We start from the raw sequence: 17,370 nt of genomic DNA, 5'->3' as shown, positions 1-17,370 counted from the left end.
CGGCATACAGGAACAATATGCAACGAAAACCCACACTGGTCAGTGTCGAACTCAATGAAGATTCGGCCTCATTAAAACTCAAAATGGACCATACGCTCGAGGATTTTAAAGGGCATTTCCCGCAATACCCAATCCTCCCTGGCGTCACACAAATCGCTCTAGCCGTTCAGTATGCTCGTGAGTATTTTGGTCTTTCTGGCTCGTTTGGTGGAATGGAAGTGATCAAATTTCAAGAACCAATATTGCCCGACATGGTCGTCACCCTCTCATTGACGTGGCACGCTGAGAAGCAAAAACTGTACTTCCGCTATGACTCCGACAAGTCTACTCACTCGTCAGGACGGATGATGTTGAGTGAGCATGCATGAGCGCATACTCTCCTTGTTTTTTAATCCCTTGTTATAACCACGGCGCAACGATTGGTGCTGTGGTTGAGGCACTGCGTGACTTTTCACTCCCCGTGTTAATTGTTGATGATGGGAGTGACGAGCAAACCAAGCAACAATTGTCTGTGGTTGCTCAATCGCCTCACGTCTACCTTCATACGCTAACCGAAAATCAAGGCAAAGGCGGCGCCGTCATGGCGGGGTTCAGAAAAGCCACCGAGTTGGGCTTTTCACATGCATTACAAATTGATGCTGACGGACAACATGATTTGACAGCCGTCCCTTCGTTGATTGCAGCCTCAACTGCGAACCCAGCTTCGTTAATCTCGGGTCGTCCAATCTACGATGAATCAGTGCCCAAATCACGGCTATATGGACGTTATATCACCCATTTTTGGGTCATGCTGGAAACTCTTTCCACAACAATCAAAGATTCGATGTGCGGTTTTCGTGCTTATCCATTGGTACAAACCCTTGCCGTGATTGACCAATCATCACCCGGTAAGCGCATGGATTTCGACATTGAAATCATGGTGCGCATGTACTGGGAAGCGATAGACATTCGGTTTATTGATATTCGCGTCATTTATCCAGAAGGCGGCATCTCTCATTTTGATGCGCTTAGAGACAACATGCGGATCAGTAAAATGCACACTTTACTGTTCTTTTCTATGCTGCCGAAAATCCCTCATCTCCTCGCGATGAAACGCCAAAATAAGCAGCACTGGTCGGCACGTAAAGAACGCGGCACCATTTTAGGTATAAAGATTCTGTTGGGTATCTACCGCTTGCTTGGGCGCAAAGCTTTTAGCTTATTGTTACGTCCAGTCATGGCCTATTACTGGTTAACGGGTAAAGCGGCTCGAGAAGCATCAAAAGACTATTTGTCCAAACTAGAAGCCTTTTCCACCCAATATGGTCACCCCATACCCCCTAACCTATCGACTTACCGACACTTGGTTTCTTTTGGCGAAACCATGCTGGACAAGCTAGCAGCATGGCAGGGTGATTTTAACGAAAGCCATTTAACTATTTCCGGCGCAGAGCATTTTCAACACTTAGCGGCAGAAAAACGTGGAGCCATATTAATTGGCTCACACCTTGGGAATATCGAACTTTGTCGAGCGCTCAGTCGGCGCCATACCCACATAAAAATTAATGCACTGGTGTTTACTGAACACGCTGAACAATTCAACAGCGTGATGGATGAAGTCAACGCGAATTCCTCGGTGAACCTCATCACGGTATCCCACTTAGGGCCAGACACCGCGATCATGCTGCAACAAAAAATAGATGACGGCGAATGGGTAGTGATCGTTGGAGATCGCACATCGGTAACGCGAGAAGGTAGAGTCGTCATGGCTGATTTCTTAGGTGAGCCTGCGCCCTTTCCCCAAGGCCCATTCATTTTGGCCGCCGTGTTAAAAGCACCGGTTTTTCTTCTTTTCGGCATTCGAGACGAAAACAGCAACGATCCACATTTCAACGTGTATTTCGAACCATTCTACGATCCCATTCTCCTTCCACGCGGGAAGCGAGAGGACGCTCTACAAAAAGTCGTCGCACACTATGCAAGCCGACTTGAACACCACACACTAAAAGCGCCACTTCAATGGTATAACTTTTTCAATTTCTGGCAGTTAACGAGCAACGACAATGACATTCAACGCTGATAACACAATCGTATTCGGTGATGGCCTACTCACCATCGAATCAGTGGTCGCCATTGCAAATGGACACCATGCCACACTAAACCAAGCTCCTGAGTTCTCAGCACGCATTGATCGTGGAACGCAATTTTTAGAACGTCTACTCAAAGAGGAAGGCGTGATCTATGGCGTCACAACAGGCTATGGGGACTCCTGCACTGTCGCGATTCCTCCTGCGCTGGTTAACGAACTTCCCCTTCACTTAACACGCTTCCATGGCTGTGGGCTGGGACAAAACCTTGATCACATGCAAAGCCGTGCGGTACTCGCCACGAGACTCAATTCTCTGACTCAAGGCGTATCTGGCGTTAGCATGGAGCTGCTCAATCAGCTAGTTACCCTGATAAACAAAGACATTGCGCCACGGATTCCGCAAGAAGGCTCTGTAGGAGCGAGTGGTGATTTAACGCCGCTATCCTATGTCGCAGCCACCTTGATTGGTGAACGCGAAGTCTCTTACAAGGGGGAACTGCGTCCTACGGCTGACGTATTCGCGGAACTTGGCATAAAACCTATCACACTAAAGCCCAAAGAAGGCTTAGCGTTGATGAACGGCACCTCTGTAATGACGGCGCTGGCGTGTTTAGCCTTCAAGCGCGCCGAGTACCTCGTGCAACTATCTACTCGTATTACGGCAATGGTGTCTCTGGCGATGCACGGCAATGACTTCCATTTTGATGAAGCCCTTTTCGCCGTAAAACCTCACCCAGGTCAACAGCAAATTGCTCGCTGGTTACGTGAAGACTTACAAGCAGATCGCCCGCCACGCAACAGCGACCGCCTTCAAGATCGTTACTCTTTGCGCTGTGCTCCTCATGTCATTGGCGTTCTGCAAGACACTCTGCCTTGGCTCAGACAGATGATCGAAAACGAGCTTAACAGTGCCAACGACAACCCAATCATTGATGGCGATAATGAGCGAGTGCTGCATGGCGGTCATTTTTATGGTGGTCATATCGCCATGGCCATGGACACCCTAAAAACCGCGGTTGCGAACATTGCCGATCTGCTTGATCGCCAAATGGCGCAATTGATGGATTACAAATTTAACAATGGTCTGCCGTTTAACCTAACCGGTGCTGAGGGTGAGAGAAAGCCCATCAACCACGGATTCAAAGCGGTACAAATTGGCATTTCAGCATGGACTGCTGAAGCATTGAAAAACACCATTCCCGCCAGTGTGTTCTCACGCTCTACAGAATGTCACAACCAAGACAAAGTCAGCATGGGGACAATTGCAGCGCGAGATTGTTTACGCGTACTGGAGTTAACCGAACAAGTGACTGCAGCCAGCTTATTGGCGTCTACACAAGCATTGGAAATACGACGTCGACACGGCGAACTGGATATGAACCATTTCAGCCCCGCACTACGCGAAATGACACAAAACGTGCTGAGTGACTTTGATTTTGTGGTTGAAGATCGACCATTGGAATGCGATCTTCGTCGCTTCATCACACACATTCAGCAACAGGAATGGAACCTGTACAAATGACAAAGGTAGTCCTTGAGGCAGAAGTCACTCTGATCACGGCATTTCAAGATGCCGACCCCATGGGCGTGATTTACCACGGCAATTACTTTCGTTTTTTCGAAGAAGCGCGTCGGGTCATGATGGAAAAGATTGATTATGGGTACGTTGCAATGATGGATTCCGGCTATATGTGGCCAATCATCGACACTGCCGTCCGATATGTAAAGCCGATACGCTTTAATCACACCATTAGAGTGACCGCCAAACTCTCTGAGTACGAAAATAGACTCCGTACTGATTATGTCATTTATGATGCCCAATCCGGTGCTCGCCTCACCAAAGGGCATACCACTCAGGTAGCCGTGAGTATTGAAAGCGAGGAAATGTGCTTTGTTTCGCCACGAGCATTAACCGACAGATTGGAGGCATATTGCCATGCTGCATCGCCTAATCATTAACGTCATACTGCTTATTGCGGTGATGCTCTCTCTGCCAGCAAAAGCATTTGATTTACCTGAGCTCCAGCAACAGCTTTCTTTATCTCCCGTTGTGCGAGGCGATTTTATTCAGGTACGCGAAATCGCCTTGCTGGACATGCCTCTTCAATCACAGGGGCAATTCCTACTGAGTGAGAAGCATGGTTTATTGTGGGAGCAACAAACACCCTTTCCTGTGTCGTTGACCTTGGCTGGCGAGACCCTTCGTCAGCGTATTCCAGGGCAACCGGAAACGGTCGTACACGCCAACGAAAATCCAATGGCATTTTATTTTAGTGAAATGTTCCTCTCTCTGTTCCATGCCGACACTCACGTACTAAAAGAACAATTCAACCTCTCGCTAACTGGTGATAAAAACCAATGGCAACTGACATTGATTCCGAACGCCGCCCCTTTGACTCAAGTGTTCAAAAATATTGTGTTATCTGGCGGAGATAACATTGAAACCTTGTCATTGCATGAGCTGCGCGGCGATAAAACCACACTCACCTTTTCTGATATTCAGCATATGCCGACAGTATTAAGCGACGAGGAACGTCTTGCCTTTAGCCACTAGAGCCATTATTTGGCTAATGAGTTTGACTATTTTGATGGGAACAGCCCTATGGCAGCACCCTTCAAATACCCCGATGTTAGACACCAACATCCTCAATCTCCTGCCCAAAGATCAGCAAGATCCGATAGCTCAAAAAGCATTTCAGCACGTCGCTGAGCAAATGGAAGATCAGGTTGTTATTTTAGTCGGTCACGAGACGGAACAAGGCGCTATTGAAGCTGCTGATTCACTGGCCTCGACACTTTCCACCTTGCCACTTTTTCAACACGTTGATGGAAAGATTTCCACTGAAGACCAAATGGCCTGGATTCGCTCATTCGCTCCCTATAAAGCGCAGCTTTTAACTCCCGCACAAAGAACACGTTTAGCCGCCTCACCCCAGCAACAGGTTAAGCAGGTCATCCAAACGGTGTATAACCCGTTTTCTGGGGTGACAGGATCGGAACTGGCAAGCGATCCTTTTTTATTGTTTCGCGAGTACGTTCAATCTCTTAATGCCCAAAATAGCCGTTTTAAGATGCTCGACGGCTACCTCACCACGTCTCATGAAAACAAACATTATGTGCTGCTTCGCGCCACGCTTCGCGGCTCGTCATACAGCATCGCCAATCAACAATTATTGCCATCACTCATCGCTGCTGAAAACGACGTCGCACAACAATTCAATGCCGACATTCTTCATACTGGTGTGATTTTCTATGCGGCATTTGGTACAGAAAGTGCGCGATCGGAAATTAGCACCATCGGATTAGGATCACTCGTCGGCGTTATTCTCTTGGTACTGGCGGTATACCGAAGCGTTTTGCCACTAGGGTTAACACTTTTATCCGTCGGAGCAGGCTTGGCTACCGCGTTTGCCGTTAGCTTAATGGTATTTGGGCAAATCCATCTCTTTAGCCTTGTCATGGGGGCTAGCCTTATCGGTGTCTCCATCGATTATGCGTTCCATTTTCTGACAGAACGTCTGGCTGCAGGGCAAAAATGGCATCCGCGAAAAGGATGGTTATCCGTGCGTGTCCCCATTACTTTCGGGCTGATTTCAACGCTCATCGCTTACCTCAGCATGCTGGTTGCCCCTTTCCCGGGCTTACAACAATTAGCTTTATTTTCAGCGTGTGGTTTGATCGGTGCATTCCTCTCAGTGATGTGCTGGTTCCCGGTACTTGCCGCCTCGCCATCACGAGATATTGCGCTGCCTCTTTCGCAGCTATCGCATCACTACCTGACACTTTGGAGGCAATCGACAGTACGATGGGGATTACCTTTCCTTGCCATCGGAATTAGCGCCCTAGGGCTTCATTTTGCTGACTACAACGACAACATCCAGCAATTACAATCGCCCCCCCAAGCACTGAAAATGCAAGAGCAACGTATCCAGTCCATCACAGGACTGAGCAACAGCCAACCTATGCTGTTAGTGAGAGGCAGCAGCGAACAAGATGTTCTAGAGCAGCTCTACACTCTAAGCCCTTCGTTAGAAAAGCTGAAAGAGGAAGGGGCAATTTCCAATTTCCGAAATCTTGCTGATATCGTACCGCCCGCATCGGTGCAAAAAGCCGACTTCGACATAGTACAAGCGCTTTATGCTTCACACTCACAATCCCTTGCAACAACGCTAGGCTTACCGAATAAACCTACCGCACCCGATGATTTCACAGCACTATTACCTGAACCATTCTTGGCTTCCGCAGCGGGTAAAGCCATGTCTCCACTTTGGCTAGGCGACATTGATGGACAATTTGCTGCCATCGTATTGCTGCAAGAAGTCACCGATACCCAACAGGTTCAGTCCTTAGTTTCAGCGACACCATCCATTACCTTGCTCAATAAAGCGCAAGAAGTGTCGGCACTTTTTGGTGAGTACCGCACGCGTATCAGTGTATTAATGAGCCTGTCGGTCATGGCGATATTATTGGTGTTAGCGTGGCGATTTGATCTACGCCAAGCATGCCTTGTCGTTTTGCCTCCCGTGCTTGCTGCAGGTGTTGGTTTGGCGGCAGGGGCTTTTAGCTCAGTCCCCATGAATTTGTTCAACCTTCTTGGTCTGTTTCTGGTACTGGGCATCGGCATCGACTATGCATTGTTCTTTGCTGAACAGAAAGACAGTCAGCGAGCATTGCTCGCCAATTCGTTAGCAGCCATCACCACCATATTGTCATTCGGTTTGCTCTCCTTGAGTAAAACTGAAGCCATTCATAGTTTTGGCATTACGGTTTTAGTCGGTATTTCCATTGCTTGGCTTTTGTCTCCGCTAGCTATCAAGAGACGTTGATTATGAAAAAAATCCACATCCTCGTTGGGATTATCATGCTATTTGGCTTTACAGGCTGTACCTCCGTCCCCAGAGGAAATCAGGTCAACATTGCGCCGAATACCACAGTAACACTGCCATCACCCGCCAGCTTTGGTGCAACAACCAGTGTCAGCCAACTCATCACCGCAAATTGGAATGGGGAAACGCACACGCTACCGGTTCAATTACAAATTTCTGAAAATAGCGTGGTGTTGGTTGGGTTTTCAAGCTGGGGGACACGCATTCTCACGCTGTCCTATTCAGAAAATGAGATTGAAGAAGACACCTTGGCAGGATTGAATGCCGTATTGCCGGATGGTCGACAAGTACTGCTCAATATCATGTTAACGCTGTGGCCCATAGAGTCATGGATACCGCACCTTTCGCCAATTGGATGGCAACTCATTGAGCGAGATGATAATCGTGTCTTGTTCAATGCCAATGGCGAAACAATCGCTGAAATAAAGTATGATGAACCCCTGCTCGCAGGGAAAATACCGGACACTATTCGCTTTGAGCAATTACGTCAGGACTATCACATCACCATTAACACCTTAAAGTAAAACGGACTGAAACTCTTAGCGATGATGGTATCAACACACACGACAACCCCCGTTTACATCCACGCTTGTGGCTCACATTCAGCACTCGGGCTGACCGAGACTGACATTCATGACAGCCTTACAACAGGCGAAAGTCGAGGCATGACGGGTGATGCATTTCTTCTCAATGATGGCTCCACTGTGACGGTTGGTAGAGCCACAGATGCGCTACCTGCTATTAACCCGCACAACCCCCATCACAACACTCGCAATAACCAACTTGCCGCATCAGCGCTGTTACAAATGCGGGATAAGATTGAACAGGCAAAAGTAACATTTGGTGCTGATCGCATCGCCGTGGTGGTAGGTTCGAGCACCTCAGGGATCTCTGATGGGGAGTTGGCACTTAAGCACCTTGATGACAATGGCGCACTCCCAGAGGGGTTTCACTATTATCAACAAGAGCTTTGCAACCTCTCTGATTATATCAATGACACGTTTGGTTTAACGGGGCTACATTATGTGGTTTCCACTGCGTGTTCATCCAGTGGCCGGGTGTTTATTACCGCAAAGCGCTTACTCAAAGCCGGATTGGCTGACGCCGTCATTGTTGGCGGGACAGATAGCCTTTGTGCCCTGACTCCGAATGGATTTCACAGTTTAGATTCCGTTTCATCGTCACTTTGCCAACCTTTTGGTGCAGAGCGAGATGGCATTAATATCGGCGAAGCTGCAGCGTTTATGCTCTTATCTTTAACACCTCCCGACAACGGCTCTGCCATCGCATTGTTAGGCGCGGGTGATAGCTCAGACGCACACCATATCTCCGCGCCAGAACCGGAAGGCAAAGGCGCAGAAGAAGCCATGCGAAAAGCGCTAAAAGATGCAGGGTTATCAGCCAATGATATTGGCTATGTCAACGCGCATGGTACCTCAACGCGACTAAACGACGCCATGGAGTCCAAAGCGATACTCCGTGTTTTGGGTGACCAAATCCCCGTCAGCTCCACCAAGCCACTAACAGGACACACTTTAGGTGCGGCCAGTGCTATTGAAGCGGTGATTTGTTGGCACATCCTAAACCACAATCTTTCTCTACCGGTTCCGGCTCAAACGCATGAACGCGATCCATCTATTGCGCCCATTCGCATCGCGAATCATGGTGAACACCTTGAACGTAAAGTGATTTTGAGCAACTCGTTTGCCTTTGGTGGCAATAACGTTTGCCTGATTTTTGGAAAGCTATGAACAATCATCCTTCACTCAATCAGCTTTTGCCTCATCAAGCGCCCATGATCCTGATTGACGCATTGATCGATGTCGGCGAAACGCATGTGCATTGTCGCGTCACTGCCCACGCTGACAACCTCTTTTTCGATAAAGATGCTCAAGCTATTCCGGGCTGGGTTGGCATTGAATTCATGGCACAAACGGTTGCTGTATGGTCGGGGTATCAGGCATGGAAAGACGATAAACAGCCCCCGATTGGTTTTTTACTCGGTAGCCGCAGATACCAAAGCGAACTCGCAGAGTTTCGCGCAGGAACCGTACTCGACATTCATGCCACACACATGATGGAAAGCAATGGCATGGCCGTATTTAGCTGCCGTATTGAACATCAAGGTCAAGACATTGCCAGCGCACAACTGAATGCCTATGTACCATCAGAAGAAAAGCTTCAAGAAATGATAAACAGGACCCCAAAATGAATCGAGATGTACTCGTTACCGGTGCCAGCAAAGGAATAGGACGAGCGATCGCCCTCCAACTGGCGAAAGACGGTTTTAACGTAGTGATCCATTACGGCCGCGATCTGACTGGTGCACAATCCACACTTGCTGAAGTTGAAGCAGCAGGTGGACAAGGGCGACTGATCACCTTTGATATTGCCAATCGAGAGCAATGCAGAACCATGCTTGAAGCCGACATCGAAGCCCATGGTGGTTACTACGGTGTAGTAAATAATGCGGGTATCACCGCAGACACGGCCTTCCCAGCAATGACAGACGACGAATGGGACGGCGTCGTACACACAAATTTAGACAGTTTTTACAACGTACTGCACCCTTGTGTCATGCCAATGATCCAATGTCGTCGCGGTGGCCGCATTGTCACCATGGCGTCGGTTTCTGGCATCATAGGGAATCGCGGACAAACCAATTATAGCGCTGCCAAAGCAGGCATTATTGGAGCATCCAAAGCGCTTGCGCTAGAGTTGGCAAAACGAAAGATCACCGTAAACTGTGTCGCACCAGGCCTGATAGATACGGGAATGGTAGACGATCACGTCAAAGAGCATGCACTGCCACAGGTCCCGATGCGCCGCATGGGCAAGCCTGAAGAAGTTGCTGGATTAGTCAGTTATCTTATGTCTGATTCAGCTGCATATGTCACACGTCAGGTAATCTCAGTCAATGGAGGACTGATATGAATCGCAGAGTTGTTATCACTGGTATGTCTGGTGTTACTGCGTTTGGCAACGAATGGCAAGATGTGCAGCTTAAGCTGCGCGAAATGAAAAATGCTGTGCGTTATATGCCTGACTATGAGCAGTACAACGGGCTTAACACCAAACTGGCCGCGCCAGTGCCCGGTTTTTCACTGCCCGCACATTACCCTCGTAAAAAAGTGCGTGGTATGGGGCGCGTGTCTCAATTGTCTACGGTGGCGACTGAAAATGCCCTGAATCAAAGCGGGCTGATTGGTCATGAGGTACTCACTAATGGGCAAACAGGTATTGCGTATGGTTCATCGACAGGCAGTACCCCCGCCATTGGTGCATTTGGTGTCATGCTGAATGAAAAAACCACTAAAGCCATCACAGCGACGACCTATGTTCAAATGATGCCGCATACTGCCGCGGTCAATGTTGGGCTCTTTTTTGGCTTAAAAGGCCGAGTGATCCCAACCAGTAGTGCTTGTACATCCGGTAGCCAAGCTATTGGGTACGCTTACGAAGCTATCAAACACGGTTATCAAACCGTCATGGTCGCTGGTGGAGCAGAAGAATTGTGCCCAACAGAATCCGCAGTGTTTGACACCTTGTTCGCCACCAGCCTTAAAAATGATGCGCCAGAAACAACCCCCCGACCTTACGACGTTGATCGAGACGGTTTGGTGATAGGCGAAGGTGCTGGCACCTTGGTTTTAGAAGAGTATGAGCACGCTGTTCAGCGTGGCGCGAATATTTTCGCTGAAATCGTCGGGTTTGCAAGCAACTGCGATGCCGCACACGTTACCCAGCCTAGTCGTGAAACTATGCAGATTTGCATGGAAATGGCGCTCGAAAATGCCCATTTACCTGCGACGAAAATTGATTATATCTCAGCACATGGGACGGCGACCGAAAAAGGTGATATTGCGGAAAGCCAAGCCACTGCAAATGTGTTTGGGTCACGTATACCGATGAGTTCTCTAAAGAGTTATTTTGGTCATACACTCGGTGCCTGCGGTGCAATCGAAGCTTGGTTGAGTGTAGAAATGATGAATGAGGGGTGGTTCAGCCCAACATTGAATCTCGAGAATATTGATCCTGCCTGTGGCGATTTAGATTACATTCGCGGTGAAGGCCGTCACATTGATTGCAGCTACATTATGAGTAACAACTTCGCGTTTGGTGGTATCAATACCTCGATTATCTTTAAGCGCCACATCCCTGCATAACTCCAGCTAATAAGCATAAAAAAACGCCCGGGATATTTTTCAGTATCACGGGCGTTATTTCATTCAGTACTTTTCGCTCAACACAAACCGCTATCGCTCCAGTAATACCGTTGCAACGGCATAACGCTTTTCGTCTGCAATGGTAAGCAGGATATTTGTCACTTGGCGCTCATCCGCTAACTGTTTAGCAACACCAGTAAACGCTACGATAGGCTTACCCAAGTCATCATTGCTGACTTCGAAATCATGCAGCGTCACGCCACACGCTATTCCTGTGCCCAGTGCTTTTGCCGCAGCTTCTTTAACAGCAAAACGCTTTGCCAAATAACGAGCAGGAAATTTGGTGGTGTTGTACTTAACCATTTCGCTGTCAGTGAGTACGCGTTTAGCAAACGCGTCCCCGCTTCGCTCGATGATTTTATCAAGTCGATCAATCTCAACAATGTCTGTCCCTAGACCAACAACTGACATTAGCGACGTGCGTCCTGCATGATAGCTTTCATGTCTGCGACCGCTTTTGGTAGACCATCAAAGACTGCACGACCAATAATGGCATGACCGATATTCAGCTCGTAGATCTCTGGGATCTTGGCTATCGGTGTCACGTTGTGATAGGTCAGACCATGGCCTGCATTCACCTTGATACCTTGGTCTGCTGCATAGCTCGCACCCGCAGCGATTTTCTTCAGTTCAGCTTGCATCTCTTCTTCAGATTCTGCATCCGCATAACTGCCGGTGTGAAGTTCAATAAACGGCGCACCACACGCTTTCGCAGCATCAATCTGCGCACGGTCAGCATCGATAAACAGTGACACTTTGATGCCCGCTTCCGTTAACGTCTGCGTGGCAGCTTTAACTTTCTCTAGCTGACCAACCACGTCCAAGCCACCTTCAGTGGTTAGCTCCTCACGCTTCTCTGGTACCAAGCACACGTAAGCAGGTTTTACGTCCAATGCGATGGCGACCATTTCATCGGTCACGGCCATTTCTAGGTTCATACGCGTTTGCAGCGTGTCTCTAAGAATGTAGACGTCACGATCTTTAATGTGGCGGCGGTCTTCACGTAAATGCACAGTGATACCATCAGCACCTGCACGCTCTGCTATTTCAGCTGCATGAACAGGATCAGGGTATTTAGTGCCACGTGCATTTCGAACAGTTGCGACGTGGTCAATGTTGACGCCCAGATAAATGGTATTCATTACGTTAATTTCCTTGTTCTTAACGAAAATAGCTCTCGGCTTTTTAGAGGCTTGGAGCCAAGATACGGCTTGAGTGCCAGCCGTGTAAAGCGCTTCGCCGCTTTTAGCTGGTCTGCCGTTGAAAATTGTCTCGAAGATAGCGCCATCAAGTCGCTGCCCGTAAACACAAGGTTGTTGCTCTTCATCAGCGAAGCCACAAAACCAAGTTGTTCCCGAAATATATATGTCATGCGCTCGTCAACAGGTTCACCGCTGCCCGCACAATTGAGAAAGTCGATACCGTAGCCAAGAGAGTCGAGCAAGGCAAGTTCAAAGCGACGCAAAGCGGGTTCAGGGTTGGCGTGTTGTGCCAATTCCGTCAATGCCGTCACGTAATCAAAGAACAGCTGATGATAAGACGTTTCCTGTTCAACCACACGGCTCAATATCTCATTAAGATAGAAGCCTGAGAACAGTGCATTACCAGAAAGCGGGATCGCGAGGCCAATCGCTTCAGCATGCCGAAGGGTGCGCATTTCACCGCGACCAGACCATTTCATCAAAAGTGGAGTAAAGGGCTGAAGAGCCCCTTTGAGGGGAGAGCGCTTGCCACGAGCGCCTTTCGCCATAATGCTGACGCGCCCGTGGCTTTCGCTGAATACATCGAGGATCAGGCTGGTCTCACTGTAAGGGCGTGAGTGCAGAACAAAGCAGCGCTGCAAGCCTTCCATAAGGTATTCCTAATTGTGGATTAAAGGTCGTCGATATAGCCAAGGCTGCGCAATGCGCGTTCATCGTCAGCCCAACCCGATTTCACTTTCACCCAAAGCTCAAGGTAGACCTTGCGCTCGAACAAACCTTCCATATCCAGTCGTGCTTCACGACCGATGGTTTTAATTTTGTCGCCCGCCTTGCCAATCACCATTCTCTTCTGGCTATTGCGCTCCACGAGAATCAAGCCATTGATTTCAAACCCATCTGTCGCAGGGTTGTAGTCAAAGCGCTCGATTTCTACGGTAACGGAGTATGGCAACTCATCACCCGTAAAACGCATTAGCTTTTCACGGATAATTTCAGATGCCATAAAGCGCTGAGAGCGATCGGTCACGTACTCTTCAGGGAAGTACCACTCGCCTTCAGGCAAATGTGCGCGAACCAATTTCTCAACCACATCAATGTTTTTACCGCTCTTCGCAGAAACAGGCACAACATCAACGAAGTCCATCTTCTCGCTTAGCGCTTGAAGGTGTGGGAACAAGTCCGCTTTTTCTTTTACGTTGTCGACTTTGTTGATCAGCAGAACAACAGGCAACTCAGACTTTTTAAGCTTATTGAGAACCATTTCGTCGTCGTCAGTCCAGTGTGTACCGTCAACAAGGAAAAGTACCAATTCCACATCCGTTAATGAACTCGCTGCGGCGCGGTTCATCAAGCGGTTAATGGTGCGTTTTTCTTCGATATGAAGCCCCGGAGTATCGACATAAACCGCTTGGAAACCATCACGCGTATCAACACCCATAATGCGGTGGCGTGTGGTTTGTGGCTTACGCGAAGTAATCGACAGTTTCTGACCCACTAAGCGGTTCAGTAGTGTCGATTTACCGACGTTAGGGCGACCAACAATAGCGATAAAGCCACAGTGGTGAATTTCGTGCGTGTCTGTCATGAGTCCAGCTTTTCTAATGCTAGTTCTGCAGCCGCTTGCTCAGCCTTGCGACGACTACTGCCTTTACCAACTACAGGTCGTTCCAAACCTGCTACTTCACACTCAACCGTAAACTGTTGGTTGTGCGCTTCACCGTGCACCTTTGTTACATTATAGGCTGGCAGTGGCTTTCTACGCCCTTGCAGGAACTCCTGCAAACGCGTTTTAGGATCTTTTTGGTTCACGCCCGGCATAATGGTGTCCAGACGCTGCTTGTACCAACTCAGCACTATTCCACGTACCGTTTCCAGATCGCTGTCGAGATAGATAGCACCAATGATCGCTTCTACAGCATCAGCCAGAATTGAGTCACGGCGGAAACCACCACTTTTCAACTCACCAGGGCCCAGCTGCAGGACATCTCCTAGTTCGAACTCGCGGCCCAATTCGGCCAACGTGTTACCACGAACTAAAGTTGCACGCATGCGGCTCATGTCGCCTTCATCAACGTTCGGGAAACGATGGTAGAGATCGTCAGCAACAACGAAACTCAAAATAGAATCACCCAAAAACTCCAAACGCTCGTTGTGTTTTCCACTGGCGCTGCGGTGTGTAAGGGCAAGACTGAGAAACGCCGCATCGTTAAATTCATAACCAATGCGACGTTGTAGTTTATTTGTAGGTGTTGTCATGTCTTTCCAAGTTAATCAATGCCGCCGATACGCTCGAAGCGCACGCCGACAGGTACCCAAGACGGTAGGAAGCTATCGCCTTGTTCGTCAAATTCAAAACTGGTCCAGATAGCGACGGCCTTGCCCACAAGGTTGGCTTCAGGCACAAAACCCCAGAAACGGCTGTCTTTACTGTTGTCACGGTTATCACCCATTACAAAGTATTGGCCTTCTGGTACAACCCATTCACCCTCGCCTGGGGTCGGATAATACTGACCTTCTTGGTTTGGCATGTAAGGGTTAACTAGGATTTGGTGTGGTTCTTGGCCTAGCTGTTCTTGTGCTTGAATTAGGTCAACTCCGCGCTGTGTGAATTCACTTTTATGAACATCATCAACCGGCACTAGCTCACACGTTGCTTCACCTTGCTTTTGAACACACAGACGCTTTTCTTCGCTATAGCGAATGGTGTCGCCTGGTAAGCCGATCACGCGCTTGATGAAGTCGATGCTAGGCTGTGGCGGGTATTTGAACACCACCACATCACCACGCTCTGGTTTGCCAGTTTCCACCAATTGATGACGGAAAACAGGATCTTTCAAACCGTAAGCGTATTTCTCAACCAGAATAAAGTCGCCCACCAATAAGGTCGGCATCATTGAGCCTGACGGAATTTGGAACGGCTCGTAAATAAACGAGCGCAGTACCAATACCAAGCCAATCACAGGGAACACTGATGCTGCCGTCTCCACCCAGCTAGGCTGAGGGGCGACGCTAGCGATTTGTTCAGCACTTATCTCGCTGCTTTCCAGATTAAGCGTATCCGCCGCTTTTTGCTGACGCAGAGGTGCCCATCTGAATTTATCCAATGCCCAGATAATCCCAGTAAACAGGGTGACAAGCACCAGAATCAGCGAGAAAGTATTAGCCATTATGTTCCCTTAAGTCCTTTTATTACTTATCTTTGCCTACGTGCAGAATTGCAAGGAAGGCTTCTTGAGGCAGCTCAACGTTACCGATCTGCTTCATACGCTTCTTACCGTCTTTTTGTTTCTGCAGTAGTTTCTTCTTACGGCTAATATCGCCACCGTAACACTTAGCGGTTACGTTCTTACGTAGCTGTTTCACGGTTGAACGCGCAATGATGTGCGTACCGATCGCCGCTTGAATCGCAATATCAAACTGTTGACGAGGAATGAATTCCTTCATTTTCTCAACCAAATCACGGCCACGAGTCTGTGCATGATCTTTGTGAGTAATGATCGCCAATGCATCCACGTTATCACCGTTAAGCAATACATCGACACGCACCATGTTTGACTCTTGGTAACACTGGAAGTTGTAATCCAGTGACGCATAACCACGTGAGGTTGATTTCAAACGGTCAAAGAAGTCGAGTACCACTTCCGCCATTGGAATATCATACGTTAACGCCACTTGGTTACCGTGATAAACCATGTCTACCTGTGTACCGCGTTTCTCAACACACAAGGTAATTACGTTACCCAGGTATTCAGATGGTACCAAGATGTGACAGCGAGCAATTGGCTCACCCATGATTTCCACGTCGTTAGTCGCAGGCAGCTTCGCCGGGCTATCAACGTAGATAACGTCACCGTTGGTTTTCTTCACTTCATACACTACGGTCGGTGCCGTGGTGATCAAATCAAGATTGTATTCGCGCTCTAGACGCTCTTGGATGATTTCCATGTGCAGCATACCAAGGAAGCCACAACGGAAACCAAAGCCAAGTGCTGCTGAGTTCTCTGGTTCATAGAACAGAGATGCATCGTTAAGGCTCAACTTGCCCAATGCGTCACGGAAGTTCTCGTAATCATCAGACGATACAGGGAATAGACCCGCATAAACCTGCGGCTTCACTTTCTTGAAGCCTGGCAGCGCTTGTTCTGCACCATGTTTGGCCAGTGTCAGTGTATCGCCAACTGGCGCGCCTAGGATGTCTTTAATGCCACAAACAACCCAACCAACCTCACCGGTACGAAGACCTTGGGTATCCGTTTGTTTTGGAGAGAAGATACCGATGCGATCCACACCCCAAACTTGGCCAGTGCTCATCACTTTGATCTTTTCGCCTTTCTTCAGTTCGCCATTTTTAATGCGAACCAAAGAAACAACGCCCAAGTAGTTATCGAACCATGAGTCAATAATCAGCGCTTGCAGCGGGCCTTCTGGATCACCTTCTGGCGCAGGAATGCTCTTAACGATTTCTTCAAGCACCAAGTCAACGCCTAGGCCTGTCTTCGCAGAACAACGAACGGCTTCAGTAGCATCGATACCAACGATGTCTTCAATTTCTTCAGCCACACGATCAGGATCGGCTGCTGGTAAATCGATTTTGTTCAAGATTGGAACCACTTCTAGGTCCATCTCGATAGCGGTATAGCAGTTCGCCAGTGTTTGGGCTTCTACGCCCTGACCCGCGTCAACCACCAGCAAAGCACCTTCACAGGCCGCCAGAGAACGCGATACTTCGTAAGAGAAGTCAACGTGTCCTGGGGTGTCGATGAAGTTCAGCTGATAGGTTTCCCCATCATTGGCTGTGTAATTCAGCGTCACACTCTGTGCTTTGATGGTGATACCGCGTTCACGCTCTAGATCCATAGAATCCAGAACCTGTGCAGCCATTTCACGGTCTGTAAGACCACCACAAACCTGAATTAAACGGTCTGATAATGTCGACTTACCGTGGTCAATGTGGGCAATAATCGAAAAGTTACGAATGTGCTTCATAG

General features: G+C 48.6%; 18 protein-coding genes. 11 read left to right on the top strand and 7 right to left on the bottom strand.

Annotated elements, in window-relative coordinates:
- The first annotated feature begins 17 nt into the window (after positions 1–17).
- From L4D06_RS04735 to L4D06_RS04685, 11 genes are read left to right on the top strand one after another with little or no spacing between them, the layout of a single operon-like run.
- The gene (locus L4D06_RS04735; protein WP_429737995.1) at positions 18–368 is read left to right on the top strand and encodes an ApeI family dehydratase; all 351 of its coding nucleotides are present in this window, start codon (positions 18–20) and stop codon (positions 366–368) included.
- On the top strand, positions 365–2,059 hold the full coding sequence (locus L4D06_RS04730; RefSeq protein WP_429737994.1) for a glycosyltransferase family 2 protein: 1,695 nt from the start codon (positions 365–367) through the stop codon (positions 2,057–2,059). Before L4D06_RS04735 ends, L4D06_RS04730 begins: the two co-directional genes overlap by 4 nt.
- On the top strand, positions 2,043–3,590 hold the full coding sequence (locus L4D06_RS04725; RefSeq protein WP_429737993.1) for an HAL/PAL/TAL family ammonia-lyase: 1,548 nt from the start codon (positions 2,043–2,045) through the stop codon (positions 3,588–3,590). The genes L4D06_RS04730 and L4D06_RS04725 overlap by 17 nt, the downstream gene beginning before the upstream one ends.
- A complete protein-coding gene (locus L4D06_RS04720; protein WP_429737992.1) occupies positions 3,587–4,027 on the top strand; it encodes an acyl-CoA thioesterase in 441 nt (146 codons plus the stop codon). The genes L4D06_RS04725 and L4D06_RS04720 overlap by 4 nt, the downstream gene beginning before the upstream one ends.
- Positions 4,005–4,622 carry an outer membrane lipoprotein carrier protein LolA gene (locus L4D06_RS04715; protein WP_429737991.1) on the top strand — a complete coding sequence of 206 codons (618 nt, stop codon included), beginning with the start codon at positions 4,005–4,007 and terminating at the stop codon, positions 4,620–4,622. The genes L4D06_RS04720 and L4D06_RS04715 overlap by 23 nt, the downstream gene beginning before the upstream one ends.
- On the top strand, positions 4,606–6,894 hold the full coding sequence (locus tag L4D06_RS04710; RefSeq protein ID WP_429737990.1) for an MMPL family transporter: 2,289 nt from the start codon (positions 4,606–4,608) through the stop codon (positions 6,892–6,894). The genes L4D06_RS04715 and L4D06_RS04710 overlap by 17 nt, the downstream gene beginning before the upstream one ends.
- A gap of 2 nt (positions 6,895–6,896) precedes the next feature.
- On the top strand, positions 6,897–7,478 hold the full coding sequence (locus L4D06_RS04705; protein WP_429737989.1) for a DUF3261 domain-containing protein: 582 nt from the start codon (positions 6,897–6,899) through the stop codon (positions 7,476–7,478).
- A 24-nt stretch (positions 7,479–7,502) separates the two neighbouring features.
- A complete protein-coding gene (locus L4D06_RS04700) occupies positions 7,503–8,705 on the top strand; it encodes a beta-ketoacyl-[acyl-carrier-protein] synthase family protein (RefSeq protein WP_429738017.1) in 1,203 nt (400 codons plus the stop codon).
- Complete coding sequence (locus L4D06_RS04695) at positions 8,702–9,166, top strand: hotdog family protein (protein WP_274162817.1); 465 nt, start codon at positions 8,702–8,704, stop codon at positions 9,164–9,166. The genes L4D06_RS04700 and L4D06_RS04695 overlap by 4 nt, the downstream gene beginning before the upstream one ends.
- Positions 9,163–9,888 (top strand): 3-ketoacyl-ACP reductase FabG2, encoded by a 726-nt coding sequence (locus tag L4D06_RS04690; RefSeq protein WP_429737988.1) that lies wholly within the window; start codon positions 9,163–9,165, stop codon positions 9,886–9,888. Before L4D06_RS04695 ends, L4D06_RS04690 begins: the two co-directional genes overlap by 4 nt.
- On the top strand, positions 9,885–11,120 hold the full coding sequence (locus L4D06_RS04685; RefSeq protein WP_429737987.1) for a beta-ketoacyl-ACP synthase: 1,236 nt from the start codon (positions 9,885–9,887) through the stop codon (positions 11,118–11,120). Before L4D06_RS04690 ends, L4D06_RS04685 begins: the two co-directional genes overlap by 4 nt.
- Before the next feature lie 90 nt (positions 11,121–11,210).
- Here L4D06_RS04685 and acpS read toward each other — a convergent pair whose 3' ends face one another.
- From acpS to lepA, 7 genes are read right to left on the bottom strand one after another with little or no spacing between them, the layout of a single operon-like run.
- On the bottom strand, positions 11,211–11,591 hold the full coding sequence (gene acpS, locus L4D06_RS04680) for a holo-ACP synthase (protein WP_274162820.1): 381 nt from the start codon (positions 11,589–11,591) through the stop codon (positions 11,211–11,213).
- The gene (gene pdxJ, locus L4D06_RS04675; RefSeq protein WP_016960299.1) at positions 11,591–12,322 is read right to left on the bottom strand and encodes a pyridoxine 5'-phosphate synthase; all 732 of its coding nucleotides are present in this window, start codon (positions 12,320–12,322) and stop codon (positions 11,591–11,593) included. Before pdxJ ends, acpS begins: the two co-directional genes overlap by 1 nt.
- Positions 12,322–13,032, bottom strand: a complete 711-nt coding sequence (gene recO, locus L4D06_RS04670) for a DNA repair protein RecO (RefSeq protein ID WP_274162821.1) — start codon at positions 13,030–13,032, stop codon at positions 12,322–12,324. The genes pdxJ and recO overlap by 1 nt, the downstream gene beginning before the upstream one ends.
- Before the next feature lie 20 nt (positions 13,033–13,052).
- Positions 13,053–13,967: a GTPase Era gene (era, locus tag L4D06_RS04665; protein WP_274162822.1), complete on the bottom strand. Its 915-nt coding sequence runs from the start codon at positions 13,965–13,967 to the stop codon at positions 13,053–13,055.
- A complete protein-coding gene (rnc, locus tag L4D06_RS04660) occupies positions 13,964–14,638 on the bottom strand; it encodes a ribonuclease III (protein ID WP_274162823.1) in 675 nt (224 codons plus the stop codon). Before rnc ends, era begins: the two co-directional genes overlap by 4 nt.
- An 11-nt stretch (positions 14,639–14,649) precedes the next feature.
- Positions 14,650–15,549, bottom strand: coding sequence for a signal peptidase I (lepB, locus tag L4D06_RS04655; protein WP_274162824.1), 900 nt, complete (start codon positions 15,547–15,549; stop codon positions 14,650–14,652).
- Between the two features lie 22 nt (positions 15,550–15,571).
- Positions 15,572–17,368, bottom strand: a complete 1,797-nt coding sequence (gene lepA, locus L4D06_RS04650) for a translation elongation factor 4 (protein ID WP_028022990.1) — start codon at positions 17,366–17,368, stop codon at positions 15,572–15,574.
- Positions 17,369–17,370: the final 2 nt, after the last annotated feature.

The sequence above is a fragment of the Enterovibrio makurazakiensis genome (assembly GCF_050336585.1).
GTDB classification, from domain to species: Bacteria; Pseudomonadota; Gammaproteobacteria; order Enterobacterales; family Vibrionaceae; genus Enterovibrio; species Enterovibrio gelatinilyticus.
This window is presented reverse-complemented; position numbering and strand designations above follow the sequence as displayed.

Coding starts and splice junctions, on each gene's coding strand:
- L4D06_RS04735 (WP_429737995.1), top strand. CDS start 18: ATGCAACGAAAACCCACACTGGTCAGTGTCGAACTCAATGAAGATTCG.
- L4D06_RS04730 (WP_429737994.1), top strand. CDS start 365: ATGAGCGCATACTCTCCTTGTTTTTTAATCCCTTGTTATAACCACGGC.
- L4D06_RS04725 (WP_429737993.1), top strand. CDS start 2,043: ATGACATTCAACGCTGATAACACAATCGTATTCGGTGATGGCCTACTC.
- L4D06_RS04720 (WP_429737992.1), top strand. CDS start 3,587: ATGACAAAGGTAGTCCTTGAGGCAGAAGTCACTCTGATCACGGCATTT.
- L4D06_RS04715 (WP_429737991.1), top strand. CDS start 4,005: ATGCTGCATCGCCTAATCATTAACGTCATACTGCTTATTGCGGTGATG.
- L4D06_RS04705 (WP_429737989.1), top strand. CDS start 6,897: ATGAAAAAAATCCACATCCTCGTTGGGATTATCATGCTATTTGGCTTT.
- L4D06_RS04700 (WP_429738017.1), top strand. CDS start 7,503: ATGGTATCAACACACACGACAACCCCCGTTTACATCCACGCTTGTGGC.
- L4D06_RS04695 (WP_274162817.1), top strand. CDS start 8,702: ATGAACAATCATCCTTCACTCAATCAGCTTTTGCCTCATCAAGCGCCC.
- L4D06_RS04690 (WP_429737988.1), top strand. CDS start 9,163: ATGAATCGAGATGTACTCGTTACCGGTGCCAGCAAAGGAATAGGACGA.
- L4D06_RS04685 (WP_429737987.1), top strand. CDS start 9,885: ATGAATCGCAGAGTTGTTATCACTGGTATGTCTGGTGTTACTGCGTTT.
- acpS (WP_274162820.1), bottom strand. CDS start 11,591: ATGTCAGTTGTTGGTCTAGGGACAGACATTGTTGAGATTGATCGACTT.
- pdxJ (WP_016960299.1), bottom strand. CDS start 12,322: ATGAATACCATTTATCTGGGCGTCAACATTGACCACGTCGCAACTGTT.
- recO (WP_274162821.1), bottom strand. CDS start 13,032: ATGGAAGGCTTGCAGCGCTGCTTTGTTCTGCACTCACGCCCTTACAGT.
- era (WP_274162822.1), bottom strand. CDS start 13,967: ATGACAGACACGCACGAAATTCACCACTGTGGCTTTATCGCTATTGTT.
- rnc (WP_274162823.1), bottom strand. CDS start 14,638: ATGACAACACCTACAAATAAACTACAACGTCGCATTGGTTATGAATTT.
- lepB (WP_274162824.1), bottom strand. CDS start 15,549: ATGGCTAATACTTTCTCGCTGATTCTGGTGCTTGTCACCCTGTTTACT.
- lepA (WP_028022990.1), bottom strand. CDS start 17,368: ATGAAGCACATTCGTAACTTTTCGATTATTGCCCACATTGACCACGGT.